Origin of the sequence: Pseudomonas sp. 25 R 14 (assembly GCF_900004755.1) — a bacterium.
Taxonomy (GTDB): Bacteria; Pseudomonadota; Gammaproteobacteria; order Pseudomonadales; family Pseudomonadaceae; genus Aquipseudomonas; species Aquipseudomonas brenneri.
Genome location: NZ_CVTS01000052.1, coordinates 286,455 through 310,927, shown reverse-complemented (window position 1 = coordinate 310,927; position 24,473 = coordinate 286,455). Strand labels below are relative to the sequence as shown.

The following is a 24,473-nucleotide window of genomic DNA, read 5'->3' as shown; positions in this document are numbered from 1 at the left end:
GACATGGCAACGATCAAGGATGTGGCGGCGCTTGCGGGGATTTCCTACACCACGGTGTCTCATGTGGTGAACAGGACGCGCCCGGTCAGCGAGCCCGTGCGGCTCAAGGTCGAAGCCGCGATCAAGCAACTGGACTATGTGCCCAGTGCGGTCGCCCGCTCGCTGAAGGCCAAGACCACCGCCACCATCGGCTTGCTGGTGCCCAACAGCCTCAACCCGTATTTCGCCGAGCTGGCCAGGGGCATCGAAGACTACTGCGAGCGCAATGGCTACTGCGTGATCCTGTGTAATTCCGACGATAACGCCGAGAAACAGCGCAACTATTTGCGGGTGCTGCTGGAGAAGCGTATCGACGGCCTGATCGTGACGTCAGTGGGGGGCGATGACAGTGGCCTGACCACGGGCCTCAAGGCGGTGCGCACGCCCATGGTCATTGTCGACCGGGGCCTGGAGGGCATTGATGTGGATCTGGTGCGCATCGATCACGAGCAAGGCGCGTACCTGGCGACCCGGCATTTGTTGGGGCTGGGGCACCGGGATATCGCCTGTATCGGTGGCCCCGCACATACGCGTGTTGCGCAGATGCGCCTGGCTGGTTACCAGCGGGCGTTGCAGGAGGCCGGGATCACCGTGCCCGCCAGTCGTGTGCTGGAAAGCGATTTCACCAGTACCGGTGGCTATGCGGCGGCGGTGCAGTTGCTGGCAGACAATCCGCCCAGCGCGATATTCGCCGGCAACGACATGATCGGTTTCGGCGTGTTGCGTGCGGCCGCCGAGCGCAACCTGCGGGTGCCTGCCGAGCTGTCGGTGATTGGTTTTGATGACATTCAAATGAGTCGGTATGTCTACCCCGCGTTGACTACCGTGGGCCAGTCGATCCTGCAACTGGGGGAGATGGCGGCGGAGCTGTTATTGCGACGGATTGCGACACCCCAATTGCCGGTTGACCAGCGCATTGTCACGCCGAGCATCGTCTTGCGTGAGTCAACGGCACCGTTGGCTGCCGTGTTTGCCTCAACCCGCTGAACGAATTGATGAGTATTGATGTATGCCAGCAACAGTAGTGGTAGTAGGCAGCCTGAACATGGACCTGGTGACCCGCGCCAGCCGGCTGCCCCATGCCGGTGAAACCCTGGTCGGCCAGTCGTTTTCCACCGTTCCGGGCGGCAAGGGCGCCAATCAGGCGGTGGCTGCGGCGCGTCTGGGTGCAGACGTCGCGATGATTGGCTGTGTGGGCAACGATGCCTACGGCGCGCAACTGCGCGAGGCGTTGGTGGTGGAAGGGATCGACTGCCAGGCGGTCAGTGAAGTGGCGGGCTCCAGTGGTGTTGCGCTGATCGTGGTGGATGACAGCAGTCAGAATGCCATCGTGATTGTCGCTGGCAGTAACGGCCACCTGACACCGGCGTCGCTGCTGGCGTTCGATGCTGTGTTGCAGGCGGCTGAGGTGATTGTCTGCCAGCTCGAAGTGCCCATGGACACTGTGGGATATGCCCTCAAGCGCGGCCGTGAACTGGGCAAGACAGTGATCCTCAATCCCGCGCCGGCCAGCGGCCCGTTGCCAGCGGACTGGTATGCGGCCATTGATTACCTGATCCCCAACGAAAGCGAGGCGTCGGCCTTGAGCGGTGTGCCGGTGGATTCCCTGGGCGCGGCCAAGGTTGCGGCCACGCAGTTGATCAAGGCCGGGGCAGGCAAGGTGATAGTGACGCTTGGCGCGCACGGTGCGCTGTTTGCCGATGGCCAGGGCTTCGAGCACTTGCTGGCGCCCAAGGTCCAGGCGGTGGATACCACGGCAGCGGGCGACACCTTTGTCGGCGGCTTTGCCGCGGCACTGGCGAGCGGTAAGAGCGAGGCCGAGGCTATCCGTTTTGGCCAGGTGGCGGCGGCCCTGTCGGTCACCCGTGCCGGGGCGCAACCGTCGATTCCTACATTGCATGACGTTCAAGGCTTTGTTCACCCATGAAAAAGACCCCATTGCTCAATATTGCCCTGTCGCGCGTGATCGCCTCCCTTGGTCATGGTGACATCCTGGTGATCGGTGATGCCGGCCTGCCGGTACCGCCGGGTGTGGAATTGATTGATCTGGCACTGACCCAGGGCATTCCCGATTTCATCAGTACCCTGCGCATCGTGCTTACAGAGATGCAGGTTGAAAGCCACGTATTGGCCGAGGAAATCCTGCACAAACAACCGCCGGCGCTGGCGGACCTCAACGCGCTGGCCCCGGGTGACCTGGGTGAGCGCCGCCTGCTCAGTCATGAGGAGTTCAAGCGGCTTACTCACAAGGCCCGCGCGGTGGTGCGTACTGGCGAGTGCCAGCCTTACTGTAATATCGCGCTGGTGTCTGGCGTGACTTTCTAGCATTTCCCACAATGACAAGGAGTGCGTCATGCAACGTAGAACCCCAACCCTGCGACACCTGTTTCGGAGTGTGCTGCTTTTGTCCGTGCTAACTGCTGCAAGCGCCCAGGCGGCGGAAAAAATCGACCTGATCATTGATACCGATCCGGGCGCCGACGACGTGGTCGCGTTGCTGTTTGCGATGGCCTCGCCGCAGGAGCTGAACATCCGTGCGTTGACTACCGTGGCCGGCAACGTGCGGCTGGACAAGACCTCGCGCAATGCGCGATTGGCGCGCGAGTGGGCAGGGCGTGAAGAGATTCCGGTGTATGCCGGTGCGCCGCAGCCGCTGCTGCGCACGCCGATCTATGCCGAGAATATCCATGGTAAGGAAGGCATTTCCGGTGTCACTGTGCATGAGCCGAAAAAAGGCCTGGCCGAAGGCAATGCAGTCGACTACCTGATCAAGACCCTGAGTACCGCCAAGCCCCATAGCATCACCATCGCCATGCTCGGCCCGCAGACCAACCTGGCGCTGGCGCTGACCCAGGCGCCGGAAATCACCCAGGGCATCAAGGAAGTGGTGGTCATGGGCGGCGCGCACTTCAATGGCGGCAACATTACGCCGGTGGCCGAGTTCAACCTGTTTGCCGACCCGGTGGCGGCTGAAATCGTGCTTAAAAGTGGCGTCAAACTGACCTACCTGCCGCTGGATGTAACGCACAAGATACTCACCAGCGAAGCGCGCCTGAAGAAGATCGCCGACCTGAACAACAACGCCAGCAAGGTGGTGGGCAATATTCTCAACGAATACGTCAAAGGCGATATGGAGCACTACGGCATGACGGGTGGACCGGTGCACGACGCCACCGTGATCGGCTATCTGCTCAAGCCCGAGCTGTTCACCGGGCGCCAGGCGAATATGGTGGTCGATAGCCGCGAAGGCCCGACGTTTGGCCAGACCATCGTCGATTGGTACGATGGCCTCAAGCACGACAAGAACGTGTTCTGGGTGGAAAATGGCAATGCCCAGGGCTTCTTTGACCTGCTCACCGAGCGCCTTGCACGCCTGAAGTAAGCTGCCTGCCGGTCGGCGCTCGCCGGCCGGTGACTATTCGCGCAGAGGGTCTTCGACTCCCATATGGTCGGCCGGGTATTTCTCGAATACCTGGCCGATAAAGGCTTGCGCGGCCTGGGTGCCCAACTCCTTGACCAGCAGGTCTATGCCGATGATTGCCAATTCTTCCGGGCTGCCTGGGCTGTAGGAACTTTGCCCTTGAGGCCACTTGGCTTTGATATCGGCATTGATGGTAACGATGGTCATCGGGTTCTCGCGGCTCGCTCAGGCAGGAATGGCCTGTTGAGTTAACCATTTTACGCGGTGTTTGGCACTGCTACTTAGGCATGAGGGTAGGGCTGTGCGACACTGGTGCCCTGTTTAATTGCCAGGACAAACCGTGTGCACATCGATTTGACCAACCCCAAGAGCCTCACAATGGCAGCCGTCCGCCAAATGATTGCCAGTGCCAGTGACGATCAGCACACGCAATTGCGGGTGACCAAGGCCGGTATTGCCTATATCTCTTCTTGCGTGGTGGGAGGGATGGAGGTCAACGGTCTGTTGTTCCGCCTGGAAACCTGGGCAGCAGGGTCTGGCTATGTCGGCAACGTGGCGGCCAGTGATGAGGTGTGGGTGACGCAGATTTATAACGCGCTGAAGCAGAACTGGCCGAATCCGCCGTTTGACTACATCGATATCTACTGACGCTCATTCATATCTGGTGACGATTGATTCATCAGGCCGTGCTGCTGAGTCAGGCAGACTCGCCTACGGCCAATTGTGACAATTCTGAAACCAATCGGCCAAATCACGGTCGCACGATCTCTGTCCATTTTTTTTCAAAGGAGGCTTCATGCCTTGGAAGCTCGCATCATTCGGTACCTTGTTGGCGGCAGTCGTCCTGGCGGGTTGCAGCACTTCGGGTACCTCTGAGCCGGCCAAAGATACGGCCGTGGCTGAGCCTGCTCATACTCGTTGTGAGGCGAAGGCTGCGCAGTTCACCATCGGCCAGAAAGCCTCGCCGCAACTGCTGGAGCAGGCCCGTACCCGTGCGGGTGCGCAGAATGCACGCATTCTCAAGCCTAACGATATGATCACCCTTGAGTACCGTTCCGATCGGCTGAACCTCAATACCGATGACAACCTGGTGATTACTCGCGTCAACTGCGGCTGATAGCACCGCACTTTTGCATCGCCCATAAAAAACCCCGTCACATGGACGGGGTTTTTTTGATTGGCGTAGAGATTACTCTGCGCGAACCTGTGCAGCTTGCATACCCTTTTGGCCTTTCTCAGCCACGAAGGAAACGGTTTGGCCTTCTTTCAGGCTTTTGAAACCGTCGCTTTCGATAGCTTTGAAGTGTACGAACAGGTCGTCACCGCCACCTTGAGGAGTGATGAAGCCGAAGCCTTTTTCATCGTTGAACCATTTAACGGTGCCGGTTTGGCGATTAGACATGGTGTATCTCCAAGAAACATATATTTTCAGTAGTGCTGTGCTGCTCAGGCCAACTGGGCACACCGGGCTATCATAGTCGAAATGTTCGGCTTGGGAGCCCCCCCAAGGCACTGTTTGCTAATCAATCGCGTTTTCTTCAGTGCCTTGATTGGCTGAAAGCCCCGGTTCACGGGGCTTTGCTGCGAAATATCAGCTGGTAAAAAAAGCCATAAAAGCTATGTAAATTGTGAGAAATAGCAGTTTTCAGCGAGTTTTCAGGCCGTTTTGGCGGTCTGATTTCTTGCAGGGCTTACTTTTTCTTCACGACCTTGCAGGACGAAATAGCCGCGACTGCCTTGTTTTTCAGCTCCGCACTGGCGTTCTGATTGGTCATCAATTCCTTGATTTCCGCCGTGCTCAATTCAGCGTTGATTTTGTCCGCGCCACATTCGCAATGGGCTTTGGCGGTTTTGGCATCAACGTTCTGGCTGGCAGCTGCGCTGCAGTCTGTTACGAAGCTGTCCCGCGCACCCGCGGGCCAGTTGGAGGGCGCGGCGGCGTGTGCGCCAATGGAGAACAGGGCCAGGGAAGCGGCAAGGGCGAAGATCGAGGTGCTGCGCATGGTGAGATGCTCCTTGGGTCGATAGGACGGACAGCGATTTTCAGTGTGTTTGAGGCCTGGCGTACAGCCCAAGTTCACTTTTGGCTGTAAAAGCCTGGAGTTTTTCGTTAGCCGGCTGTAGGGCCACGCCATGACCGTTCATCTGTGCTAGCATCCACGACCTGGCTTTTTTCTTGCCAGGTTCCTTTATGTTTAACTCCAGTCACTCTGGTTCGATTATCGGTTGGCCGCAAGGCTCCTGCCGCTGTAAGGCAGGCGTTCATTACTGAACGGCCTGGTGTTGGATCTTGTACTGGCTCATCCCAACCCACGTGACCTTTGGTAGGGGTCACCACTAGGAGAGGAGGCGCCATGCCAACTATTACTCTTCCCGACGGCAGTCAACGTTCATTCGATCATCCGGTTTCCGTAGCCGAGGTCGCCGCATCCATTGGTGCAGGCCTGGCCAAGGCCACTGTGGCCGGCAAGGTCGACGGCAAGCTGGTTGACGCCAGCGACCTGATCACCTCCGATGCCAGCCTGCAAATCATCACGCCCAAGGATCAAGAGGGGCTGGAGATCATTCGCCACTCTTGCGCGCACCTGATTGGCCATGCGGTCAAGCAGCTGTACCCAACCGCGAAGATGGTGATCGGCCCGGTCATCGACGAAGGCTTCTATTACGATATCGCCTACGAGCGTCCTTTTACGCCGGACGACCTGGCGGCCATCGAACAGCGCATGCACGCACTGATCGAGAAAGATTACGACGTCATCAAGAAAGTCACCCCGCGTGCCGAAGTGATCGACGTGTTCACCGCCCGTGGCGAGGACTACAAGCTGCGTCTGGTGGAAGATATGCCGGACGAACAGGCCATGGGCCTGTATTACCACGAAGAATATGTCGATATGTGCCGTGGCCCGCACGTGCCGAACACGCGCTTCCTCAAGTCGTTCAAGCTGACCAAGCTGTCCGGTGCCTACTGGCGCGGCGACGCGAAGAACGAGCAACTGCAGCGGATCTACGGCACTGCCTGGGCTGACAAGAAGCAGCTGGCGGCCTACATCCAGCGCATTGAAGAAGCCGAAAAGCGTGATCACCGCAAGATCGGCAAGCGCCTGAACCTGTTCCACCTCCAGGAAGAAGCGCCGGGCATGGTGTTCTGGCACCCGAACGGCTGGACCCTGTACCAGGTGCTTGAGCAGTACATGCGCAAGGTTCAGCGCGACAACGGTTACCTGGAGATCAAGACTCCCCAGGTTGTTGACCGCAGCCTGTGGGAGAAATCCGGGCACTGGGCCAACTACGCCGACAACATGTTCACCACCCAGTCGGAAAACCGCGACTACGCCATCAAGCCAATGAACTGCCCGTGCCACGTACAGGTGTTCAACCAGGGCCTGAAGAGCTACCGCGAGCTGCCGATGCGCCTGGCCGAGTTCGGTGCCTGCCACCGTAACGAGCCATCGGGTGCGCTGCACGGCATCATGCGCGTGCGCGGCTTCACTCAGGACGACGCCCACATCTTCTGCACCGAAGAGCAGATGCAGGCCGAATCCGCCGCGTTCATCAAGCTGACCATGGACGTTTATCGCGATTTCGGCTTTACCGACGTCGAAATGAAACTGTCCACTCGTCCGGAAAAACGCGTTGGCTCCGATGAACTGTGGGATCGCGCCGAATCTGCACTGGCCGCAGCGCTGGACAGTGCGGGCCTTGCGTACGATCTGCAGCCAGGCGAGGGGGCTTTCTACGGTCCGAAGATCGAGTTCTCGCTGAAAGATTGCCTTGGCCGCGTCTGGCAGTGTGGTACCCTGCAGCTCGATTTTAACCTGCCGATCCGTCTGGGAGCCGAATACGTCTCCGAAGACAACAGCCGTAAACACCCGGTTATGCTGCACCGGGCGATCCTCGGCTCGTTCGAGCGGTTCGTCGGGATCCTGATCGAGCACTACGAGGGCGCGTTCCCTGCGTGGTTGGCTCCGACCCAGGCAGTGATCATGAATATCACTGATAAACAGGCAGATTTCGCCGCTGAAGTTGAAAAAACACTCAACGAAAGCGGATTTCGTGCCAAGTCCGACTTGAGAAATGAAAAGATCGGCTTTAAAATCCGCGAGCATACTTTGCTCAAGGTTCCCTATCTTTTGGTTATCGGAGATCGGGAAGTCGAGATGCAGACTGTCGCTGTGCGTACTCGTGAAGGTGCTGACCTGGGCTCGATGCCCGTCGCCCAGTTCGCTGAGTTCCTCGCGCAAGCGGTTTCCCGGCGTGGTCGCCCAGATTCGGAGTAATTATTATTAAGCGTGAAATGAGACAAGATAAACGAGCTGCACCGAAAGCCCCGATCAACGAGAATATCTCGGCACGCGAGGTTCGGTTAATTGGGGCTGAGGGTGAGCAGCTTGGGATTGTGTCAATTGAAGACGCGCTTCTTAAGGCTGAAGAAGCCAAGCTCGATTTGGTGGAGATTTCCGCCGATGCTGTACCTCCTGTCTGCAAGCTGATGGACTACGGCAAATCGATCTTCGAAAAGAAGAAGCAGATTGCTGCAGCCAAGAAAAACCAGAAGCAGATCCAGGTTAAAGAAATCAAGTTTCGTCCAGGGACGGAGGAAGGGGATTACCAGGTAAAACTGCGCAACCTGGTACGTTTCCTGAGTGATGGGGACAGGGCCAAGGTATCCTTGCGATTCCGCGGCCGTGAGATGGCCCACCAGGAGCTGGGTATGGAACTTCTCAAGCGGGTTGAAGCTGACCTGCTGGAGTACGGTTCCGTCGAACAGCATCCTAAGATGGAAGGACGCCAGCTGATCATGGTCATCGCCCCGAAAAAGAAGAAGTAATCAATAGGGCACGGCAGGCCTTCTGATTATGTTTATCAACTGAATGCGGAGTATCCGAACATGCCAAAGATGAAGACTAAAAGTGGTGCTGCTAAGCGGTTTCTGAAAACTGCTAACGGTATCAAGCACAAGCACGCTTTCAAGAGCCACATCCTGACCAAAATGTCGACCAAGCGTAAGCGTCAATTGCGCGGTAGCAGCTTGCTGCATCCGTCTGACGTGGCAAAAGTCGAGCGCATGCTGCGCCTTCGTTAATTTTGGATCAAGAATAGAGGAAGTAACTCATGGCTCGTGTAAAGCGTGGCGTCATTGCCCGTAAGCGTCACAAAAAAATTCTGAAACTCGCTAAAGGCTACTACGGCGCGCGTTCACGCGTATTCCGTGTTGCCAAGCAAGCGGTAATCAAGGCAGGCCAATACGCCTACCGTGACCGTCGTCAGAAAAAACGTCAGTTCCGCGCTCTGTGGATCGCTCGTATCAACGCTGGTGCACGTGTTAACGGTCTGTCCTACAGCCGTTTCATCGCTGGCCTGAAAAAAGCGTCCATCGAAATCGACCGTAAGGTTCTGGCTGAACTGGCCGTGAACGAAAAAGCGGTGTTTGCTGCGATTGTCGAGAAAGCTAAAGCCACCTTGGCTTAAGTACCCCCGACAGTCACCCTGGGTTACTCCTGTAGCCCAAGGTGGTAAACGTCATAAATAGGGGAAGAGCCTTCAAGCTCTTCCCCTATTTTGTATCTGGAGTCTGTACATGGAAAACCTGGACGCGCTGGTCGCTCAAGCTCTTGAGGCTGTGCAAAGCGCTGAAGATATCAATGCCCTGGAGCAAATCCGGGTTCACTACCTTGGCAAGAAAGGTGAATTGACTCAGGTGATGAAGACCCTGGGCAATCTGCCGGCAGAAGAGCGCCCGCAAGTCGGCGCGCTGATCAACGTTGCCAAGGAGCGTGTCACAGAGGTTCTCAATGCGCGCAAGGCGTTGTTCGAGGAGGCCGATCTTGCGGCCAAGCTCGCCGCCGAGTCCATTGACGTGACCCTGCCTGGCCGCGGCCAGACCTCAGGCGGTCTGCATCCGGTTACCCGGACTCTGGAACGTATCGAGCAGTTCTTCACTCACATCGGCTACGGCATTGCCGAAGGCCCTGAGGTCGAAGACGACTATCACAACTTCGAGGCGCTCAACATCCCAGGCCATCACCCGGCCCGGTCGATGCACGACACCTTCTATTTCAATGCGAACATGCTGTTGCGCACCCATACCTCGCCGGTACAGGTCCGCACCATGGAATCGCAGCAGCCGCCGATCCGCATCGTCTGCCCAGGCCGTGTGTACCGTAGCGACTCCGATATCACCCACTCGCCGATGTTCCACCAGGTCGAAGGCCTGCTGGTTGATCGCGACATCAATTTCGCCGACCTCAAAGGCACTATCGAAGAGTTCCTGCGGGTGTTCTTCGAAAAAGAGCTGGCGGTACGTTTCCGCCCATCGTACTTCCCGTTCACCGAGCCTTCCGCTGAAGTCGACATGGAATGCGTGATGTGCAGCGGTAAAGGCTGCCGTGTCTGCAAGCAGACCGGCTGGCTGGAAGTCATGGGCTGCGGCATGGTTCACCCCAACGTGCTGCGCATGTCCGGGATCGACCCGGAAGAATTCTCGGGCTTTGCCTTCGGCATGGGCGTCGAGCGTCTGGCCATGCTGCGTTACGGCGTGAACGACTTGCGCCTGTTCTTCGACAACGACTTGCGGTTCCTCGCGCAATTTCGCTAGTCGTAACGAACCTTTAGGAGAGCAGGATGAAATTCAGTGAACAATGGCTGCGTGGCTGGGTAAGCCCGCAGGTAAATCGCGATGAGCTGGTTGCTCGTCTGTCGATGGCCGGTCTTGAGGTCGATAGCGTTACGCCGGCCGCCGGTGTTTTCAGTGGTGTGGTCGTAGGCGAGGTGCTGAGCACCGAGCAGCACCCGGACGCCGACAAGCTGCGTGTGTGCCAGGTCAGCAATGGCGCGCAAACCTTCCAGGTCGTATGCGGAGCGCCAAATGTGCGCCCGGGCCTGAAGATTCCGTTCGCGATGATCGGTGCCGAACTGCCCGGTGATTTCAAGATCAAGAAAGCCAAGCTGCGCGGTGTCGAGTCCAACGGCATGCTGTGCTCCCAGGCGGAGTTGCAGGTTGGTGAAGGCAATGATGGCTTGATGGAACTGCCGGCCGACGCTCCAGTGGGCCAGGACATTCGTGTCTACTTGGATCTGGAAGACGCCAGCATCGAAGTCGACCTGACCCCGAACCGTGGCGACTGCCTGTCCCTGGCAGGCCTGGCCCGTGAAGTGGGTGCGTTGTACAACGCCCCGGTCACGCGTCCAGTGGTTGCCGCTGTGCCTGCGGTGCACGATGAAGTGCGCTCCATCGAAGTGCTGGCGCCAAGCGCGTGCCCGCGCTACCTGGGGCGTGTGATCCGTAATGTCGACCTGTCCAAGCCGACCCCTCTGTGGATGGTCGAGCGCCTGCGTCGCGCCGACGTACGCAGCATCGATGCCGCTGTCGACATCACCAACTATGTGATGCTGGAGTTGGGTCAGCCGCTGCACGCCTTCGACCTTGCCGAGATCAACGGTGGGATTCGCGTGCGTATGGCCGAGGAAGGCGAAAAACTGGTCTTGCTTGATGGCCAGGAAGTCACCCTGCGCAGCGATACCCTGGTGATCGCTGACCACTCCCGCGCCCTGGCCATTGCCGGTGTGATGGGCGGTGAGCACAGTGGCGTATCCGCGACGACCCGTGACGTATTCCTGGAAAGCGCTTTCTTCGACCAGATCGCCGTGGCAGGCAAGGCTCGTTCTTACGGCCTACACACCGATGCCTCGCACCGCTACGAGCGTGGCGTGGACTGGCAACTGGCCCGTGAAGCCATGGAGCGCGCCACTGGCCTGCTGCTGGAAATTACTGGCGGTGAAGCCGGCCCGATCACCGAGACCGTCAGCGAGCAGCACTTGCCGTCGATTGCACCGGTGACGCTGCGCGCCCAGCGCGTTGAGCAAATGCTAGGCCTGGTGATTGAAGAAGCGGAAATTGTTCGCCTGTTGACCGGGCTTGGCCTGGGCATCAGCGCTGATGGGGCAGGGCAGTGGCGTGTAGAAGTGCCAAGCCATCGCTTCGATATCAGCCTTGAAGTCGACCTGATCGAAGAGCTGGCGCGCCTGTATGGCTACAACCGCCTGCCGGTTCGTTATCCGCAAGCGCGTCTGGCCCCTCAGCCAAAGACCGAGGCCCGTGCGCATCTGCCGGAGCTGCGTCGCCTGCTGGTCGCTCGTGGTTATCAGGAAGCGGTGACCTACAGCTTCATCGATCCCAAACAGTTCGAATTGTTCAACCCGGGCGTCGAGCCGTTGCTGTTGGCCAACCCGATCTCCAATGACATGGCGGCCATGCGTTCGTCCCTGTGGCCAGGTCTGGTGAAAGCGCTTTCCCACAACCTCAATCGCCAGCAGGACCGCGTACGCATGTTCGAAAGCGGCCTGCGCTTTGTTGGCCAACTGGACGGTCTGAAGCAAGAGCCGATGCTGGCCGGTGTGGTCTGCGGCAGCCGTCTGCCGGAAGGCTGGGCACAGGGCCGCGATCCAGTGGACTTCTTTGACGTCAAGGCCGACGTGGAAGCGGTGCTGGGCTTTGCCGGCGCGCTGGATGCCTTCGCGTTTGTTCCGGGTAGCCATCCGGCGCTGCATCCAGGCCAGACTGCGCGCATCGAGCGTGAAGGTCGCCTGGTCGGTTTTGTGGGTGCTATCCACCCTGAACTGTCGAAAACCCTCGGCCTTGATCGTCCGGTCTTCGTCTTTGAACTGGTATTGGCTGAAGTCGCTGCGGGCAAGATGCCTAAATTCAGCGAACTGTCGCGCTTTCCGGAAGTGCGTCGTGACCTGGCCTTGGTGGCGGATCGTGATGTAGCGGCCAGCGCTGTGCTGGAAGTAATCCGTGAAAATGCGGGCGAATGGCTGACAGACCTCAGGCTATTTGACGTTTATCAGGGTAAAGGCATTGATCCGCATAGAAAAAGCCTTGCAGTTGGCTTGACCTGGCAGCATCCATCGCGCACTCTTAATGACGATGAGGTGAATACCACGACGCAAAATATCCTCACCTCGCTCGAACAAAGGTTGAACGCCACGTTAAGGAAGTGACGTATGGGGGCTTTGACGAAAGCTGAGATGGCGGAACGTCTGTACGAAGAGTTGGGTCTGAACAAGCGCGAGGCCAAGGAATTGGTCGAGTTGTTTTTTGAAGAAATCAGGCACGCTCTGGAAGACAACGAACAGGTCAAATTGTCCGGTTTCGGCAATTTTGACCTGCGGGACAAACGCCAGCGGCCTGGCCGCAATCCGAAAACGGGAGAAGAAATCCCGATCACGGCTCGCCGTGTGGTCACCTTTCGTCCAGGGCAGAAGTTGAAGGCCCGAGTTGAGGCTTATGCTGGAACCAAGTCATAACGACGAGCTACCCGTCATCCCAGGCAAACGCTACTTCACCATTGGTGAAGTCAGCGAGCTGTGTGCGGTAAAACCGCACGTACTGCGCTATTGGGAGCAGGAGTTTCCTCAACTCAACCCCGTCAAACGCACCGGGAACCGTCGGTATTATCAGCGCCAGGATGTGCTGATGATCCGACAGATCCGCGCGCTGCTGTACGACCAAGGGTTCACCATCAGCGGCGCACGCCAGCGTATGTCCGGTGATGAAGCCAAAGACGACACCACCCAATACAAGCAACTGATCCGCCAGATGATCTGTGAACTGGAAGATGTACTGGTGGTTTTGAAGAAGTGAAACAAGCCTTTAAAATACTTCCACATTTCAAATGCTTGCGGTATATTCCTGATCGCTTCGTTACGAAGCGAACCCAGTTTCACGCCTAGTCGGGGCGTAGCGCAGTCCGGTAGCGCACTAGCATGGGGTGCTAGGGGTCGAGTGTTCGAATCACTCCGTCCCGACCATATTTCCTGAGTAAAATCAGACACTTAAGCCGATCAGCTAGATCGGCTTTTTTGTGCCTGCGCAAAACCCGCGCAAAACTTGCGCAAAACTACCCGGTGATTTCGCTGATATTTAGGTCTGGAATTGCTTCAGACCAGACGATTTCCGCATGATCCTTTTGGTAGTTCTTGGTCATCTTCTCGCTGGCATGGCCTGCGATCTTCTGCCCGTCCTTTCCGGCTTTCTGGTACAGGTGAAGCGATAGCGCTCGCACCTCATGGAAGCCCGGCATCTCTTCCTCCTTCCATCCCTTGTAACAGCCTGCTGCCTCCCGGGCCTCCTTAAAAGCCCGCGTCAAATATCTCTCTTCGACCTGGGTCCAGTGGTCCTTCGTCTGCGCCTGCTTTTGTTTCAGGCGATCTGGGCGACGGTGCACCAGGTAAGGCGAGGCGATATCGTCCCGGCATCGGCTGATCACCGCCTGCAGCTCTTCAGTTACCGTGAACCTGATCCATGCGGCATCGCTGGCCTTGGCTGTCTTTTGCTGCACCACATACAGGTACCCCTCCCGAACACCGTCAAATCGCATGTTGAGGATGTCGGTACGGCGCTGGGCCGTGATCAAGGCCAAGTCGATTGCGTTTTGCAGCCACACCGGCGACTTCTCTCGGATGGTTTTCAAACCCTCGATCGTGTGCCGCTTGCGCTGTTTCTTCTCGATCCGGTTGATGGTGCTGGCCGCCGGGTTGTCTGGGCACAACCCCTTAGCGGCGGCATGGTTGAAGATGTCGACCAGCAAGGCCCGGCACTGGTTTGCCGTCCGTGGGGTCAGTGCGTCGAGCATCTCGGCGATCATGCGGATCGTGATCTGATCGACAGCTTTCCCTTCGAACTGCTTGCGGAAGCGTCGAAAATGCACTGCATAGAGCCCCAGGGTTCCCTTGGCCAGCTCGCGTGGCGGCAAGACATCGCGCTCGTATGCATCGAGGAAGCCCGGGAAAGACTCGGATGAGTTCCCCATCACTGCGCCAATCAGGTCAGCACCCCGCATGAACTCTAGGTTCAGTTGCTTAGCAGCGTCTATGGCTTTCAGGCGATCAGCACCGAACGGGAAAAACTTCCCGTCGGTAGGGCGCCGGTAGCGATATGTCCCGCGCCGCGCGTCGTAGTACAGGTTCTGCGGAAGGCTCTTATTCGCAGTGTTGCGCGGCCGTGGGGACATCATGCAGCTCCTTTCATTACCATTGCGACAAGGTCGTTGCCGCTGGACGCGTTGAACGCCGCCCAGTCAACGTACCAGAGTTTCCCGATTTGCTCGCCCGGCACCCGGCCGTTGCGGATGTGGTTGCGAATAGCTTGTGGGCACTGCGGCGTGCCGTTTTCTCCCCAGCGCCGACGCTGAAATTCGCTGATCTTGATGAGTTCCTTTCTCATATCTACCTCCCGCCGCCCGCTGTAGGCCGCGCTGTCTTGATGATGTGGATGATGAAACCGAAGGTGAGCAGCATCCAGGCGACGGTGCCGGCGAATGCTGCGACCAGGGTCTGGTCGGTACCGGTCGAGAGCAGATCCGGTACCTGCCAGAAAAACCAGAAGGTGGACCCCGCCACGTACAACACGATGGCCGTGATGAGCAGGGTGAGTTTCGTTGCGTACATGGGGTGTCCTTGCCGCGCTGGGCGGCAGAGGGTGGGTTAGGTGGTGGCTTTCTTGATCGCGGCCCGTGCGTCGAACATGGCGTAGTACAGGCGGTGGAAGATCGCGCAGCTCGGATCTTCGTGGTCGTCTCCGCCGTGTTCGAAGATTCCGTCGATGGTGCCGCTGTAGTTGCTGGCGATCTGCTCGCATTCGCCCGCCACCTGGGTAAGCGCTGTCAGTGCTTTCAGCAGTTGCTCGCTGCTGGCGCGTTCCTCTCGGCCGATATCCCAGAAGCGCTGACCCCAGTGCCCGGCCGGTGGCGGGTTGGAGTTTTGCGCGCCCGTGGCCAGGGCACCGACAACGCAGTCCAGCAGGTCACGCTTGTAGGCGTTGTCGCCGTCGATGCTGGCGCCCATGCGGCGAAGGTTGTTCAGCGTCGCGTCGAAGTCTTCGCGGGTGAACTCGATGACGTTCTTGCTCAGTGCCGTGATCTCGGACTTCGCTGCATTTAGTCGATCCAAGTCAGCCTGCCAGCCGCTGCGTAGGTAATTAGCGTCTGCCGCATTTTGCTCGGCCAGAGTTTTCCAGTGATCGACAGGCGACCACGGGCTGACGATCACAATGCAATTCGCCATCGGCACCAGTTCGTTCTGCTTGGCAGCAAGCGTGTCGGCTTCCTCTTTGCTGGCGGCCGCGTAAAGATCGTCGGGGCCTTGGGCGTGTACGACATACAGCACTTCAGTTTCATCGGGCATGGGAATACCTCGCCCGCCGCTCACTGGCAGGCATGTAGGGGGATTGGGGTTAGGCTGCTGGGTGCTGCGCTGTGTCGCGGAAGACATCCATCTGCGCTGCGCCGTCGAGCCAGGCGGACGCTATCCGGCGTTCAGCCATTGCGGCATATTCCGGGTTCAGTTCGCACAGGATCGATTTACGACCTTCCTGCATGGCGACCACCGCCGTAGTGCCGGCACCGCCGAAAGGGTCAAGCACAACGCCACCGAGTGGTGCGCCGGCCAGAATGCATGGCCTGATCAGGTCCGGAGGGAAGGTCGCGAAGTGGGCTTCCTTGAAGGCGTGCGTTGCAACGGTCCAGACGCTGCGCTTATTGCGGGTGGCTACATCCCACGAGCTTTCCTCCCGGTCAGGTCGATGCGTGCCGACTGCTTGGCCTGGTATGGCTTGCTCTCGCTTAGATCCTTCACGCTTGAAGCTGTCCCGCCGTGCTCGCTCTGCGCCGTCTTTGTGGAAGGCGCCGTGCCCGCCGTCGCCGGTTGATGTGTCCCAGCCGGTTGGTATCGTTGCCCTCGGCTTGGTTACCGCATCGAAGCCATGGCCGAAGCCGACACCGCTGGGTGTTGCACCGTATATCGCAGGCTCGCGGATCGCGGTCATATCGCAGTGGTACCGACGCGACTTGCTGAGCAAGAAGATGTATTCGTGCGCCTTTGTGCAGCGGTCGCGCGTCGATTCCGGCATGGGGTTTGGCTTGTGCCAAATGATGTCCTGCCGCAGGTACCAGCCGTCGTCCTGCAAAGCGAAGGCGAGGCGCCAGGGCATGCCCATCAGGTCTTTCGGCTTGTACTCCGCGTGGGTCGTCGCTTTGGCTTTACGCTGGCTTGCCATCACCTGCCGCTGGCTGAGTGTCGATACCCCGACGCCCATATCATCACGGCCGTGCGCACCCCAACTGCCGGCATAACTGTCACCCATGTTCACCCAGGCGGTGCCGTCGTCGCGGAGTACTCGACGCACTTCCTGGAACACCTCTACCAGCCTAGCGATAAACTCCGCCGGCGTTTCCTCCAGGCCGATCTGGCCGTCGACACCGTAATCCCGGAGTCCGTAGTAGGGCGGGCTGGTGACGCACATCTGAACCGATTTTTCTGGCAGCGTCCGCATCGACTCAATGCAGTCGCCGATCAAAACGCGATGCTGTTTCATGGGCGAGTTCGTCCTTGCCGCTATAGCGGCTGACTTTGAAGGGGGAGGGGTTACAGAGAGGGGCTGAGGCGTTTCAGCTTGTCAGTCGGCATCTTTGTTGCGATAGAACGAATCGCCTTGCGGGTATTCGCCCTGGCACACCGCTACCGGCGCGGGCTGGGCGCCTGGCTTGCCCCAGCCAATACCGCATGGGCAAAGGTGATGCTCAAGCTTTCCGGTCCCTTTGCACTGCTTGCAGTTTGGCGCATCCAGTAGGGCGCGCAGCTCTTTCCATGCCGCCCAAAACCCGTGCCCGGCTATGGATACATGCTCGGCGTGCAAGCGCTCCAACAAGTCACGCAGGCCTGGCACGCCGTCAATCGTTTGGTTGGTGGTCATGGCAATTCGTCTCCGGCGATCATCTTGCAGGGCCCCAGACTTAAAGCCTTGAGTTCAGCCCGCAAATCATCTATCTGCTGATCGGCAGCGGTCAGGAGCTGTTGTAGCTCATCTGCACGGCGCCAGTCGTTGAAGTTCGGAACGGGCTTGCCCGCCATGCGGTGCTGAATCATGGCCCAGACAAGGTGGTACTCCGGCCAGTCGTGCTCGACCACCACGCACTCGCGGCGGGGCAGGTGGGATAGCAGCGAGAACATCGGATCAACCAAGGCGCTGCGATACGCCACAGGAACCTTTTTCAGGTCGCTGCGCTTGATGATGATGTAGCGGTCTTCGCGTTTGAACTCGCTCATACAGCCTCCCTCGTTACCAGATCATGGGCATTCACAACCGTCATGCCGAGGTGCTTGGCAATCAGGACTTCGAGCTGGGCGCCTTTCGATTCTTGCCAGCCGGGCAGGGTGGCCACGGTGTCGCAGTCCATCAGTGCTGCAATGTCGCGGCGCATGCAGTCGTTCCAGGTGCCGCCGTCGGGGTTGATCTCGGCGGGGTTGGTGACGGTGTGGCCGCCGGCGCGCAGGTTGGTGGTCATGGCGTGGAAGGCGGCGAAGTTGAGGCCGGGCAGGCCGGTCATGGGGCCGCTGAGGTAAATCCGTTTCACGGGGAGTCCTTGCCGGGCCATGCCCGGGCGGTGGAGTGGGGGGGGAGTTATGCGGCGTCAGTCGTTGTCGATCGAGAGCAGGGGGAATGCTGTTGCTGCCACTCGCGGAACCTGTCCATTGCCAAGGGCTTTAATTCTGTCCACCCGATGGGCCACCCCATCAGCCACTCGACCCATTCCGGGTTCAGCTGGCCACCGTCGGAAGCCATCACTGCATGGTCGATCCTGTCGTTTACGCGGCTCTTTCCGGACTTTCGTATCAGACTCGCCGGTGACGATCCTTTGCTCGCGCTCGCGCTCGCGCACGGCGTCGGCCAGGACCGGGCGGATACCGCTTCGATCAGTGTTCCGCCTTCCCGGCTCTTGCGCGGCGTCACCCTGCCGCCCTTCGTGGCCAGTGTTGCCGTTGGCGTTGGCCATTGTTTCACTGCACTGCTCAGGCCCCAGCCGGCATTCTTGCTGCTGCCCGGCTGGTTGTAGTTGCCGTGCACCGTCGGCGTCGGCCAGAGCATTACCTCGGGTGACAACTTCGGTTCGCCCCGACTGTTCCACTTTCCGCCCGGCCGGCTCACTGCATCGTCCGCGACTATCGTTTGCCACAATCCAGATGCGGTCACGCTGATGGGGCGCTCCGCAGTCGGATGCTGAAACAATGCACCACTGCGCGTCATACCCCATTTCGGCAAGGTCACCGAGGACCAGTGCAAGTCCTCTTCCCACAAGTAGAGGTGAGTTTTCCACGTAGACGTAGGCAGGTCGTACCTCGCCGACGATTCGCGCCATTTCACGCCAGAGCCCGGAGCGTGCACCATCGATGCCGTCGCCATTCCCGGCAGCTGATATGTCCTGACACGGGAATCCGCCAGAAACCACGTCAACAAGGCCGCGCCATGGTCTTCCGTCAAAACTGCACACGTCAGACCAAATCGGGAAAGTTGCGAGTGCTCCATCGTTTTGTCGTTGCGCCAGAACTTGTGCGGAGTAGGCATCACGCTCAACGGCGCAGACGGTGCGCCACCCGAGCAGGTGGCCGCCGAGAATTCCGCCACCAGAGCCTGCGAAAAGAGCCAGCTCATTCATTTGAACTCCTGCGTTGGTAGGTTTTGGTCAGCGCCGCATTGACGCTATTGCCGCGCCTCATGACCAAGTTGGCCAGGGAAGCGCGGTCCTTTTGGCTGTGGCTGGCCTGACTGAGCAGGCCGAAGTAGCTATTGGCTGTCTCGCGCAGATCCTCGGCGGGCGCCGCGGCGGTGCGCTTCAGTGCCTGGGCAAGTGATCGCTTGCGGGTGGTGCGCCGCCAGGGTTTGATGACGTGGCCAACGAAGTCGACGCCGCGATCCACTGGTTGCAGGATCGTCTTCGTGGGATTCAGCTTGGCGCCAAGCCTGGGCAGGAACGCTTCGACCTCTGCCAGCCACTGGTTGAGCTGCTGCGGTGACTCATGCAGGAACACGAAGTCATCGACGTACCGGATGTAGTGCTTGGCGCGCAGCTGGTGCTTGGCGAACTGGTCCAGGGCGTCGAGGTAGACGTTCGCGAAGAACTGCGACGACAGGTTGCCGATCGGCAGGCCGAGGTGAGCGGGCTGCGCAACCAGGCGCTTGTGCTGCGGCACCCGATTGAACAGGTGGGCCGGGCTGCGGGTCTCGTAGTCTTCACGCGGGTCGTGCATGAGGATCTGTGTGGCCAGGGCCAGCCACCAGGGTTCGGTGATTCTGGCCTCCAGTTGCTTGCGCAGAACTGCCTTGTCGATGGCGACGAAGAAGTTGGCCAGGTCGCACTTGAGGTAGAAGATCGGCTTCGACCAGTTCTCGCTGGCGCTGCGGATCTTCGATTCAAGCCGGGTGGCGGCGTACAACGTGCCGCGCCCTGGGATGCATGCACAACTGTCCGCTATGAAGCTGGCGTAGAAGCGCGGTGCCACATAGTTGTACAGCAGGTGGTGGACGACGCGGTCCCGAAAGGCAGCTGCCCATACTTCCCGGGCTTTCGGTCGGGTGACCACGAAACAGATAGATCGGCCTGGCCGGTAATTGCCGGTGACCAGGTCGTCGTGCAGCTGGATCAGATTCCGCTCCAGGTCGATCTCGAAAGCCAGCGCGCTGTCGCTGTTGCGCTTGGTGCGCCGGCAGTCGTAATAGGCCTGGACCAGATCCTGAAACGGGTAGGGGCCCAAAGTCGAATCTGCGGACGGGGCGGACACGGAGCTCGTTGTTCTTGTCGTTGTTGTTCTGATTGCCATCATCGAAGTTCATGTTGAATGCGTTGTTGGCTGAGCGCTGCGACCTATCGTGCTATCTACGTCGCCGAGCCGAAGGCATAGCCGATCTGCAAGGAAACTGCGCAAGACCTGCCCGGACGCTTTAGACCGGAGGTATCTCTTGTGCGCATGGCGGTGACCCAGAGGTCAGCGGCACGACCAGATTCAATTCGCACAGACCAGAAAGCCGTAACCTTCAGGTAGCGGGCGCGGTTGGGGTTGAGCGTTTCCAGGCGTTTGCTTGCTTGCCTATTGAGGCCGTTACCTCAATTGCCTGGGCGTGTTGCGGGATGCTGATGAAGCGGTTGTCTTTGAAGAGACGCATCAGGAACTCGACCACCTGCACCTTCTCGACCAACTGGGTCAGGTGTGGCCGCTTGTCCTGAGTTGCGTTGGCACGGGCAATCAGCATCAGCACTTCGATGCATTCGTCGATCACTCGCTTGCCGAGTGACTGCTTCAGGTCGCGTGGGATGTTCCGGGTCATCGTTGTGGCCATATGCAGAAGGCCCATTGAAGCCTTATAGATCGCAAGTTCCGTATGCATTGCCATGTGGCTCGCTCTCCAAGAGCAACCGGCCGCAAGCGGCCGGATTAAATAAACGAATTAATCAATAAGCTCGCTGCGGACGGGGCGGACACGGAGCTCGTAGTACTTGACGTGGTTGCCCTGACCGCCACCAGCGAAGCCCATGCCGAATGCGCCGTAGGCTGAGCGCTGCGAACTCGACCAGTACCAGGTGTCTCGGAACGCTTCAGCGCCGCCTTCCTGGAACGCGGTGTGGATGGTCTGCACCGGGTCTTCTTCACTGTACAGCAGGCCTACAGGCTCGCTGCTTGGGTTGTCGCCATTGCGCGAGCTCGCCCAGTTCTCTTCGGTGGTCGGTTTGAAGTGGCGGTATTGCAACTCCTGCACGNGGGATCGCCCAGTCGTTGTAACCGCCAATGCTCAGGGCCAGCACCTTCGATGCCAGCTCGCTGCCCGCCGCCGCCATGGCCTGGGTGTTGGCCAGGCTGTCGGTGAAGCTGTCGGCACCTTCGATCTTGACGCCGTACTCGCCCCACTTGCCGACCAGTTCATGCTCGGCGCCGGCGGTGATGTTCAGGAAACGCTTTCCGGTTGCCGGGTCGCGGGTAATGCCGGTGACGAAGCCGCCGCCGTAGGCCTGACCGATTGCGGGGGTGGTTACTGCTTGCGCTGCTTTCTCAACTGCGGACATGGTGCTTCCTCTTTTCGAAGGCAACAAAAAAGGCGCTGTGCGCCCTGGTGTGCCGGATCAAGAACGAATGGATGAAGGATTAAATAAAGAATCTGCGGACGGGGCGGACACGGAGCTCGCCGTACTTGGCGTCGTAGCCCTGATTGCCAACACCGAAGAGCATGCTGAATGCGCTGTTGGCTGAGCGCTGCGAGCTTGACCAGTAGTAGCAGTCCTGGGCGAATACCTCGGGGCAGTTCAGCCACCCCTGGTACAGCTCGGCAGCGGCCGGCAGGTAGAAGTCATGATGACCATCGGCCTGGTACTCGGCGCACGCATCGGCGGCGGGATACTTGCGCTCGTCGTCGTTACCAATCAGCACCTGGGTGTTGGTGTAGCCGTCGGTCTTGCTGAGCCCCGTTACCTCAACTCCACGGCCACCCCATTCAAGGCTGCCAACATCTTTTGCGGCGAAGATCAGGTAATGCGCTGGGACGTCACCGCGAGCTTGAACGAATCCGCCATTGATACCGCCCTGGCCTGGCCAAGGCTGGCCGATCTCAGGAACGGCTGACGCCACTACCGGCTGAACATTCGCGGCCGGTGGCAGAGCATGCACGAACAAGCTAGCCGCGAGCAGCTGAATCATACGTTCGGCAGAGCCTTTGATTTTGAGGCCGTCAGCCTCGATAGAAATTGTCTTGGCTTTCATCGGTGTTCCTCGGGTAGGCACCGCCCTCCGGTTACCGGATGCAGCGAGTAGGGTGGGTTACGCGGGCTCGATGATCTCGTCGCCCGGGTCTTTCTGGATGGCGAGCAGGCTTTTGTTGCGGAATTCCCGCGCCACGTTTTCGGATATCTGGAATTCGTGGCGCGGCGGATCAAGCAGGAATATGGCTTTCGATCCCATCGCGTGCAGGTGATGAATCATCAGCGTCATCGCCTCGCCCTGCTCAGTAATGCCTGACCACTCCATCAGGTCGGCCAGCGCCTGGCGGGTGCCGGGGCGAACCCTGAGCCTCAATTCCTCTTCGGCATTCGCCACGCGCTTCCTGGCGGTTTTGGCCGAGCGTTCCTGCACAGTCTTGGCCATGGCCTACCTCTTCTATTCCGCTGGCCGGCAGTGCGAGCCAGGTTTGACGTTTGCGTTGCTGGGTGCGGGCTATGCGGCGCATCGTTCGCCGCCTGGCTTCGACAGTGGGTAGTCAATTGCGTGATTTTTTAGAACTCGGGCCAGGGTCTTAGTGTTGATCCCAAGCTTCCCGCAGACCTTGCGGCGGCTGATACCGATCTCCATGAACGCCTTGATTCGCTCTGCCAGTTTGGCGTCTCGATCCGCAAGGGCTTTCATGTGTTCGGGATTGCCATGCCTGCCGCGAGGTGACGTTTTGAACTTGAACTTGAATTCGAGCGACATATTCAGCAGCGCTCGGCGACCTATCCCGGTCATCTTTGAGACTTCGCTCTGGGTATGGCTAGGGGCCAACTCCATCACCCCTGCCACGCGCTTTTTGCGCGCCTCGATCCTTTCTTCAAGCTTGTTGTTGGTGGGTTCCGTCAGCGATACAGGCTCAACCCGGCGCCGAACAAACGGCTTCGGCGCAGGCGGCATCTGGTTGCTGTAGGTGATCGGCTTGGGGATGTAGCCGCTGGCCGGGCCTTCCTCAATCCGCCCGCCGGCCGCCACAAACTCAGCGACCTGGGCGGCAAGTTCTTCCTGGGCAGGGCGCAGGCGCTCTACTTCGTTACGGAGGATGCTGATCATGCTGCTATCCCCAAGACCCGATTCATCCGGTCGTCCAAGAGTTCGTAGAATGTGCTGACACGCTCCGACAGCTTGCGGATCATGGCTTCGTCCCGGTAGGCGCGCTTGATGAACAGCGGCATGCCTGGCCAGTAGCAAACGAAGTCGATCCATTCGCGCTCTGACAGCCACAGGCCGCCCTGGCATTGGGCAACGTGTTCCTTGGGGATATCGCCGGACAGGATCACTTCGACCTGGAATTTAGGGAGCTTGGTTTTGATCTCGGTCAGACCATTGAGGCCCACCAGAGAGTCAGGCGAGTAGCCGGCGCCGTGGTTGAGGATGATCGCGACCTGCTTGGTTTCGACTTCCTCACGCTGCTCGTACAGCTTGCGGGCCACTCCTTCCAGCTCATGCCCGCGCTCGGTGTGGCGGTTGCCCTGGAAGGGGTCGGCAGCCTCACCGGTAATGCGCTCGCCGATCAGGGTGTTCATGTACGTGAATGCCCCGGCGCCGAAACCTGACTCGCCTTTGCCGTTGACCAGCAGACAGTCAAGCTCGGAACAGGTGACGATGCCCAGGCGAAGGGCCAGCCACTCAGGTGAGCCCTGTTCAACCTCAGTGATGATTTGCATGGTCTTTACCCCGCCTGTTGCGCCGCCTTGGCAGCTTTCGATATCGAGTTGTTCAGCCCGGCCACTACACCGTCAAACGCTGACTTCGCGATCTGTCCAGGATGTCCGTACATTTTTTCGAAGTTGGCGTGAACGGTCTCGCTGCACTTGTCCAGGAGGGCCTGAACCTGCCGCGCCTGGGCTGGAGTCACCAGTTGATCAGATGGTTCGACATAGCCGTCGTTGTCGTTGTCGTCGCCGCTGGTGATGTTCAGCAGGGCGCACATGACATAGCGCTTGCCGTAGGTAGTGGTCGAGCCTACGGACTGCACGGCGCTTCGCCCTGCGCCGACATCAAGTGGTAGGATCATGGTCGTTTCTTCGCGGTGTCCGGCCTTGTGCATCAGGATGCCGGTGATGCTCACGCCATTGGCCTGATTCACGATCTTGAACGACACGCCAAAGCCAAACTTGGCCATTACCGGGCGGACCATTTGGTTGATATCGTCAAGGTCTGCGTACATCTTTTTGGTGTGCGTGTTTTCGGTGCGCTTCTCTACAGAGGGCATTTCGCATTGCATTTCAGCAAACGAGGCGTTGAACGCCTCCAGCGCGCTCTTTGCTTCCATGCGTTCCTGGAGGGCCATCAGGCGCTCCAGCTTTTCCATGTCGCAGCGAGGATCGAGGGCGAGCCGGCTGATCGTCGACAGCATGCTGATTTCCTGCGCTGGCTGGGCGGATACTTGGCGCTCGCGCTCCAGCGGCATGATGATTTCTTGCGACAT

Annotated in this window: 33 protein-coding genes, 1 tRNA gene and 1 pseudogene; 15 read left to right on the top strand and 20 right to left on the bottom strand. The window is 59.1% G+C overall.

All coding sequences use genetic code 11. The features are described from left to right. Positions 1-3 precede the first annotated feature (3 nt). The 4 genes from BFQ03_RS20075 to BFQ03_RS20060 are packed head-to-tail and all read left to right on the top strand — an operon-like array spanning position 4 to position 3,421. A complete protein-coding gene (locus BFQ03_RS20075; RefSeq protein WP_032859521.1) occupies positions 4-1,026 on the top strand; it encodes a LacI family DNA-binding transcriptional regulator in 1,023 nt (340 codons plus the stop codon). Between the two features lie 22 nt (positions 1,027-1,048). Further along, the gene (rbsK, locus tag BFQ03_RS20070) at positions 1,049-1,966 is read left to right on the top strand and encodes a ribokinase (RefSeq protein WP_032859523.1); all 918 of its coding nucleotides are present in this window, start codon (positions 1,049-1,051) and stop codon (positions 1,964-1,966) included. Then, complete coding sequence (gene rbsD / locus BFQ03_RS20065) at positions 1,963-2,364, top strand: D-ribose pyranase (RefSeq protein WP_032859524.1); 402 nt, start codon at positions 1,963-1,965, stop codon at positions 2,362-2,364. The genes rbsK and rbsD overlap by 4 nt, the downstream gene beginning before the upstream one ends. Before the next feature lie 28 nt (positions 2,365-2,392). Beyond that, the gene (locus BFQ03_RS20060; protein WP_032859526.1) at positions 2,393-3,421 is read left to right on the top strand and encodes a nucleoside hydrolase; all 1,029 of its coding nucleotides are present in this window, start codon (positions 2,393-2,395) and stop codon (positions 3,419-3,421) included. 33 nt (positions 3,422-3,454) lie between these two features. On the opposite strand, the gene BFQ03_RS20055 is transcribed toward BFQ03_RS20060, so the two are convergent. After that, entirely contained in the window at positions 3,455-3,667 is a 213-nt protein-coding gene (locus tag BFQ03_RS20055) for a hypothetical protein (RefSeq protein ID WP_032859528.1), read from the bottom strand. A gap of 135 nt (positions 3,668-3,802) precedes the next feature. On the opposite strand from BFQ03_RS20055, the gene BFQ03_RS20050 reads away from it, so the two are divergent. Both BFQ03_RS20050 and BFQ03_RS20045 read left to right on the top strand, forming a co-directional pair. Further along, positions 3,803-4,108 (top strand): hypothetical protein, encoded by a 306-nt coding sequence (locus tag BFQ03_RS20050; protein ID WP_032859530.1) that lies wholly within the window; start codon positions 3,803-3,805, stop codon positions 4,106-4,108. A gap of 148 nt (positions 4,109-4,256) precedes the next feature. Further along, on the top strand, positions 4,257-4,577 hold the full coding sequence (locus tag BFQ03_RS20045) for an I78 family peptidase inhibitor (RefSeq protein WP_032859531.1): 321 nt from the start codon (positions 4,257-4,259) through the stop codon (positions 4,575-4,577). Positions 4,578-4,649: 72 nt separating this feature from the next. On the opposite strand, the gene BFQ03_RS20040 is transcribed toward BFQ03_RS20045, so the two are convergent. Both BFQ03_RS20040 and BFQ03_RS20035 read right to left on the bottom strand, forming a co-directional pair. Further along, a complete protein-coding gene (locus tag BFQ03_RS20040) occupies positions 4,650-4,862 on the bottom strand; it encodes a cold-shock protein (protein ID WP_007905882.1) in 213 nt (70 codons plus the stop codon). A 289-nt stretch (positions 4,863-5,151) separates the two neighbouring features. Then, positions 5,152-5,463, bottom strand: a complete 312-nt coding sequence (locus BFQ03_RS20035) for a hypothetical protein (RefSeq protein WP_032859534.1) — start codon at positions 5,461-5,463, stop codon at positions 5,152-5,154. Between the two features lie 351 nt (positions 5,464-5,814). Between BFQ03_RS20035 and thrS the strand changes: the two genes are divergently transcribed. From thrS to BFQ03_RS19990, 9 genes are all read left to right on the top strand, one after another. After that, positions 5,815-7,737, top strand: a complete 1,923-nt coding sequence (gene thrS, locus BFQ03_RS20030) for a threonine--tRNA ligase (protein ID WP_065943848.1) — start codon at positions 5,815-5,817, stop codon at positions 7,735-7,737. Then, positions 7,737-8,288, top strand: a complete 552-nt coding sequence (gene infC / locus BFQ03_RS20025) for a translation initiation factor IF-3 (RefSeq protein WP_169851780.1) — start codon at positions 7,737-7,739, stop codon at positions 8,286-8,288. The genes thrS and infC overlap by 1 nt, the downstream gene beginning before the upstream one ends. Before the next feature lie 60 nt (positions 8,289-8,348). Next, positions 8,349-8,543, top strand: a complete 195-nt coding sequence (rpmI, locus tag BFQ03_RS20020) for a 50S ribosomal protein L35 (protein ID WP_002553160.1) — start codon at positions 8,349-8,351, stop codon at positions 8,541-8,543. Between the two features lie 29 nt (positions 8,544-8,572). Then, positions 8,573-8,929, top strand: a complete 357-nt coding sequence (gene rplT / locus BFQ03_RS20015) for a 50S ribosomal protein L20 (protein ID WP_003174975.1) — start codon at positions 8,573-8,575, stop codon at positions 8,927-8,929. A 109-nt stretch (positions 8,930-9,038) separates the two neighbouring features. Continuing rightward, positions 9,039-10,055: a phenylalanine--tRNA ligase subunit alpha gene (gene pheS, locus BFQ03_RS20010; protein WP_003203624.1), complete on the top strand. Its 1,017-nt coding sequence runs from the start codon at positions 9,039-9,041 to the stop codon at positions 10,053-10,055. 26 nt (positions 10,056-10,081) lie between these two features. Continuing rightward, positions 10,082-12,460: a phenylalanine--tRNA ligase subunit beta gene (pheT, locus tag BFQ03_RS20005; RefSeq protein WP_065943847.1), complete on the top strand. Its 2,379-nt coding sequence runs from the start codon at positions 10,082-10,084 to the stop codon at positions 12,458-12,460. 3 nt (positions 12,461-12,463) lie between these two features. Next, positions 12,464-12,766 carry an integration host factor subunit alpha gene (gene ihfA / locus BFQ03_RS20000; protein ID WP_002553164.1) on the top strand — a complete coding sequence of 101 codons (303 nt, stop codon included), beginning with the start codon at positions 12,464-12,466 and terminating at the stop codon, positions 12,764-12,766. After that, a complete protein-coding gene (locus tag BFQ03_RS19995; protein ID WP_032859540.1) occupies positions 12,747-13,103 on the top strand; it encodes a MerR family transcriptional regulator in 357 nt (118 codons plus the stop codon). The genes ihfA and BFQ03_RS19995 overlap by 20 nt, the downstream gene beginning before the upstream one ends. A gap of 90 nt (positions 13,104-13,193) precedes the next feature. Further along, positions 13,194-13,270, top strand: a tRNA-Pro gene (locus BFQ03_RS19990). Between the two features lie 89 nt (positions 13,271-13,359). Here the strand turns inward: BFQ03_RS19990 and BFQ03_RS19985 are convergent. From BFQ03_RS19985 to BFQ03_RS19905, 17 genes and pseudogenes are all read right to left on the bottom strand, one after another. Next, a complete protein-coding gene (locus BFQ03_RS19985) occupies positions 13,360-14,472 on the bottom strand; it encodes a tyrosine-type recombinase/integrase (protein ID WP_065943846.1) in 1,113 nt (370 codons plus the stop codon). Further along, a complete protein-coding gene (locus BFQ03_RS19980; RefSeq protein WP_065943845.1) occupies positions 14,472-14,684 on the bottom strand; it encodes a hypothetical protein in 213 nt (70 codons plus the stop codon). The genes BFQ03_RS19985 and BFQ03_RS19980 overlap by 1 nt, the downstream gene beginning before the upstream one ends. A gap of 2 nt (positions 14,685-14,686) precedes the next feature. After that, positions 14,687-14,908, bottom strand: coding sequence for a hypothetical protein (locus tag BFQ03_RS19975; protein ID WP_065943844.1), 222 nt, complete (start codon positions 14,906-14,908; stop codon positions 14,687-14,689). Positions 14,909-14,944: 36 nt separating this feature from the next. Then, on the bottom strand, positions 14,945-15,643 hold the full coding sequence (locus BFQ03_RS31095; RefSeq protein ID WP_345788465.1) for a hypothetical protein: 699 nt from the start codon (positions 15,641-15,643) through the stop codon (positions 14,945-14,947). A gap of 49 nt (positions 15,644-15,692) precedes the next feature. Further along, a complete protein-coding gene (locus BFQ03_RS19965) occupies positions 15,693-16,832 on the bottom strand; it encodes a DNA-methyltransferase (protein ID WP_065943843.1) in 1,140 nt (379 codons plus the stop codon). 81 nt (positions 16,833-16,913) lie between these two features. Then, a complete protein-coding gene (locus tag BFQ03_RS19960; RefSeq protein WP_065943842.1) occupies positions 16,914-17,210 on the bottom strand; it encodes a hypothetical protein in 297 nt (98 codons plus the stop codon). After that, complete coding sequence (locus BFQ03_RS19955) at positions 17,207-17,563, bottom strand: hypothetical protein (RefSeq protein WP_065943841.1); 357 nt, start codon at positions 17,561-17,563, stop codon at positions 17,207-17,209. Before BFQ03_RS19955 ends, BFQ03_RS19960 begins: the two co-directional genes overlap by 4 nt. Further along, positions 17,560-17,871, bottom strand: coding sequence for a DUF4406 domain-containing protein (locus tag BFQ03_RS19950; RefSeq protein ID WP_065943840.1), 312 nt, complete (start codon positions 17,869-17,871; stop codon positions 17,560-17,562). Before BFQ03_RS19950 ends, BFQ03_RS19955 begins: the two co-directional genes overlap by 4 nt. A 57-nt stretch (positions 17,872-17,928) precedes the next feature. Beyond that, positions 17,929-18,951: a DNA cytosine methyltransferase gene (locus BFQ03_RS19945; RefSeq protein ID WP_083204874.1), complete on the bottom strand. Its 1,023-nt coding sequence runs from the start codon at positions 18,949-18,951 to the stop codon at positions 17,929-17,931. After that, complete coding sequence (locus BFQ03_RS19940; RefSeq protein WP_239695257.1) at positions 18,944-20,116, bottom strand: RNA-directed DNA polymerase; 1,173 nt, start codon at positions 20,114-20,116, stop codon at positions 18,944-18,946. The genes BFQ03_RS19945 and BFQ03_RS19940 overlap by 8 nt, the downstream gene beginning before the upstream one ends. 211 nt (positions 20,117-20,327) lie before the next feature. After that, a complete protein-coding gene (locus BFQ03_RS19935; protein ID WP_065943837.1) occupies positions 20,328-20,684 on the bottom strand; it encodes a four helix bundle protein in 357 nt (118 codons plus the stop codon). A 54-nt stretch (positions 20,685-20,738) separates the two neighbouring features. Continuing rightward, positions 20,739-21,351 (bottom strand): annotated as a pseudogene (locus BFQ03_RS19930) (DUF1566 domain-containing protein). Positions 21,352-21,430: 79 nt separating this feature from the next. Next, on the bottom strand, positions 21,431-22,042 hold the full coding sequence (locus tag BFQ03_RS19925; protein ID WP_065943836.1) for an Lcl C-terminal domain-containing protein: 612 nt from the start codon (positions 22,040-22,042) through the stop codon (positions 21,431-21,433). 57 nt (positions 22,043-22,099) lie between these two features. Next, positions 22,100-22,423 carry a hypothetical protein gene (locus tag BFQ03_RS19920; RefSeq protein WP_065943835.1) on the bottom strand — a complete coding sequence of 108 codons (324 nt, stop codon included), beginning with the start codon at positions 22,421-22,423 and terminating at the stop codon, positions 22,100-22,102. Positions 22,424-22,492: 69 nt separating this feature from the next. Next, positions 22,493-23,095 (bottom strand): hypothetical protein, encoded by a 603-nt coding sequence (locus BFQ03_RS19915; RefSeq protein ID WP_065943834.1) that lies wholly within the window; start codon positions 23,093-23,095, stop codon positions 22,493-22,495. After that, a complete protein-coding gene (locus tag BFQ03_RS19910) occupies positions 23,092-23,709 on the bottom strand; it encodes a lambda exonuclease family protein (RefSeq protein ID WP_065943833.1) in 618 nt (205 codons plus the stop codon). The genes BFQ03_RS19915 and BFQ03_RS19910 overlap by 4 nt, the downstream gene beginning before the upstream one ends. Positions 23,710-23,714: 5 nt before the next feature. After that, a complete protein-coding gene (locus BFQ03_RS19905; protein ID WP_204839929.1) occupies positions 23,715-24,473 on the bottom strand; it encodes an ERF family protein in 759 nt (252 codons plus the stop codon).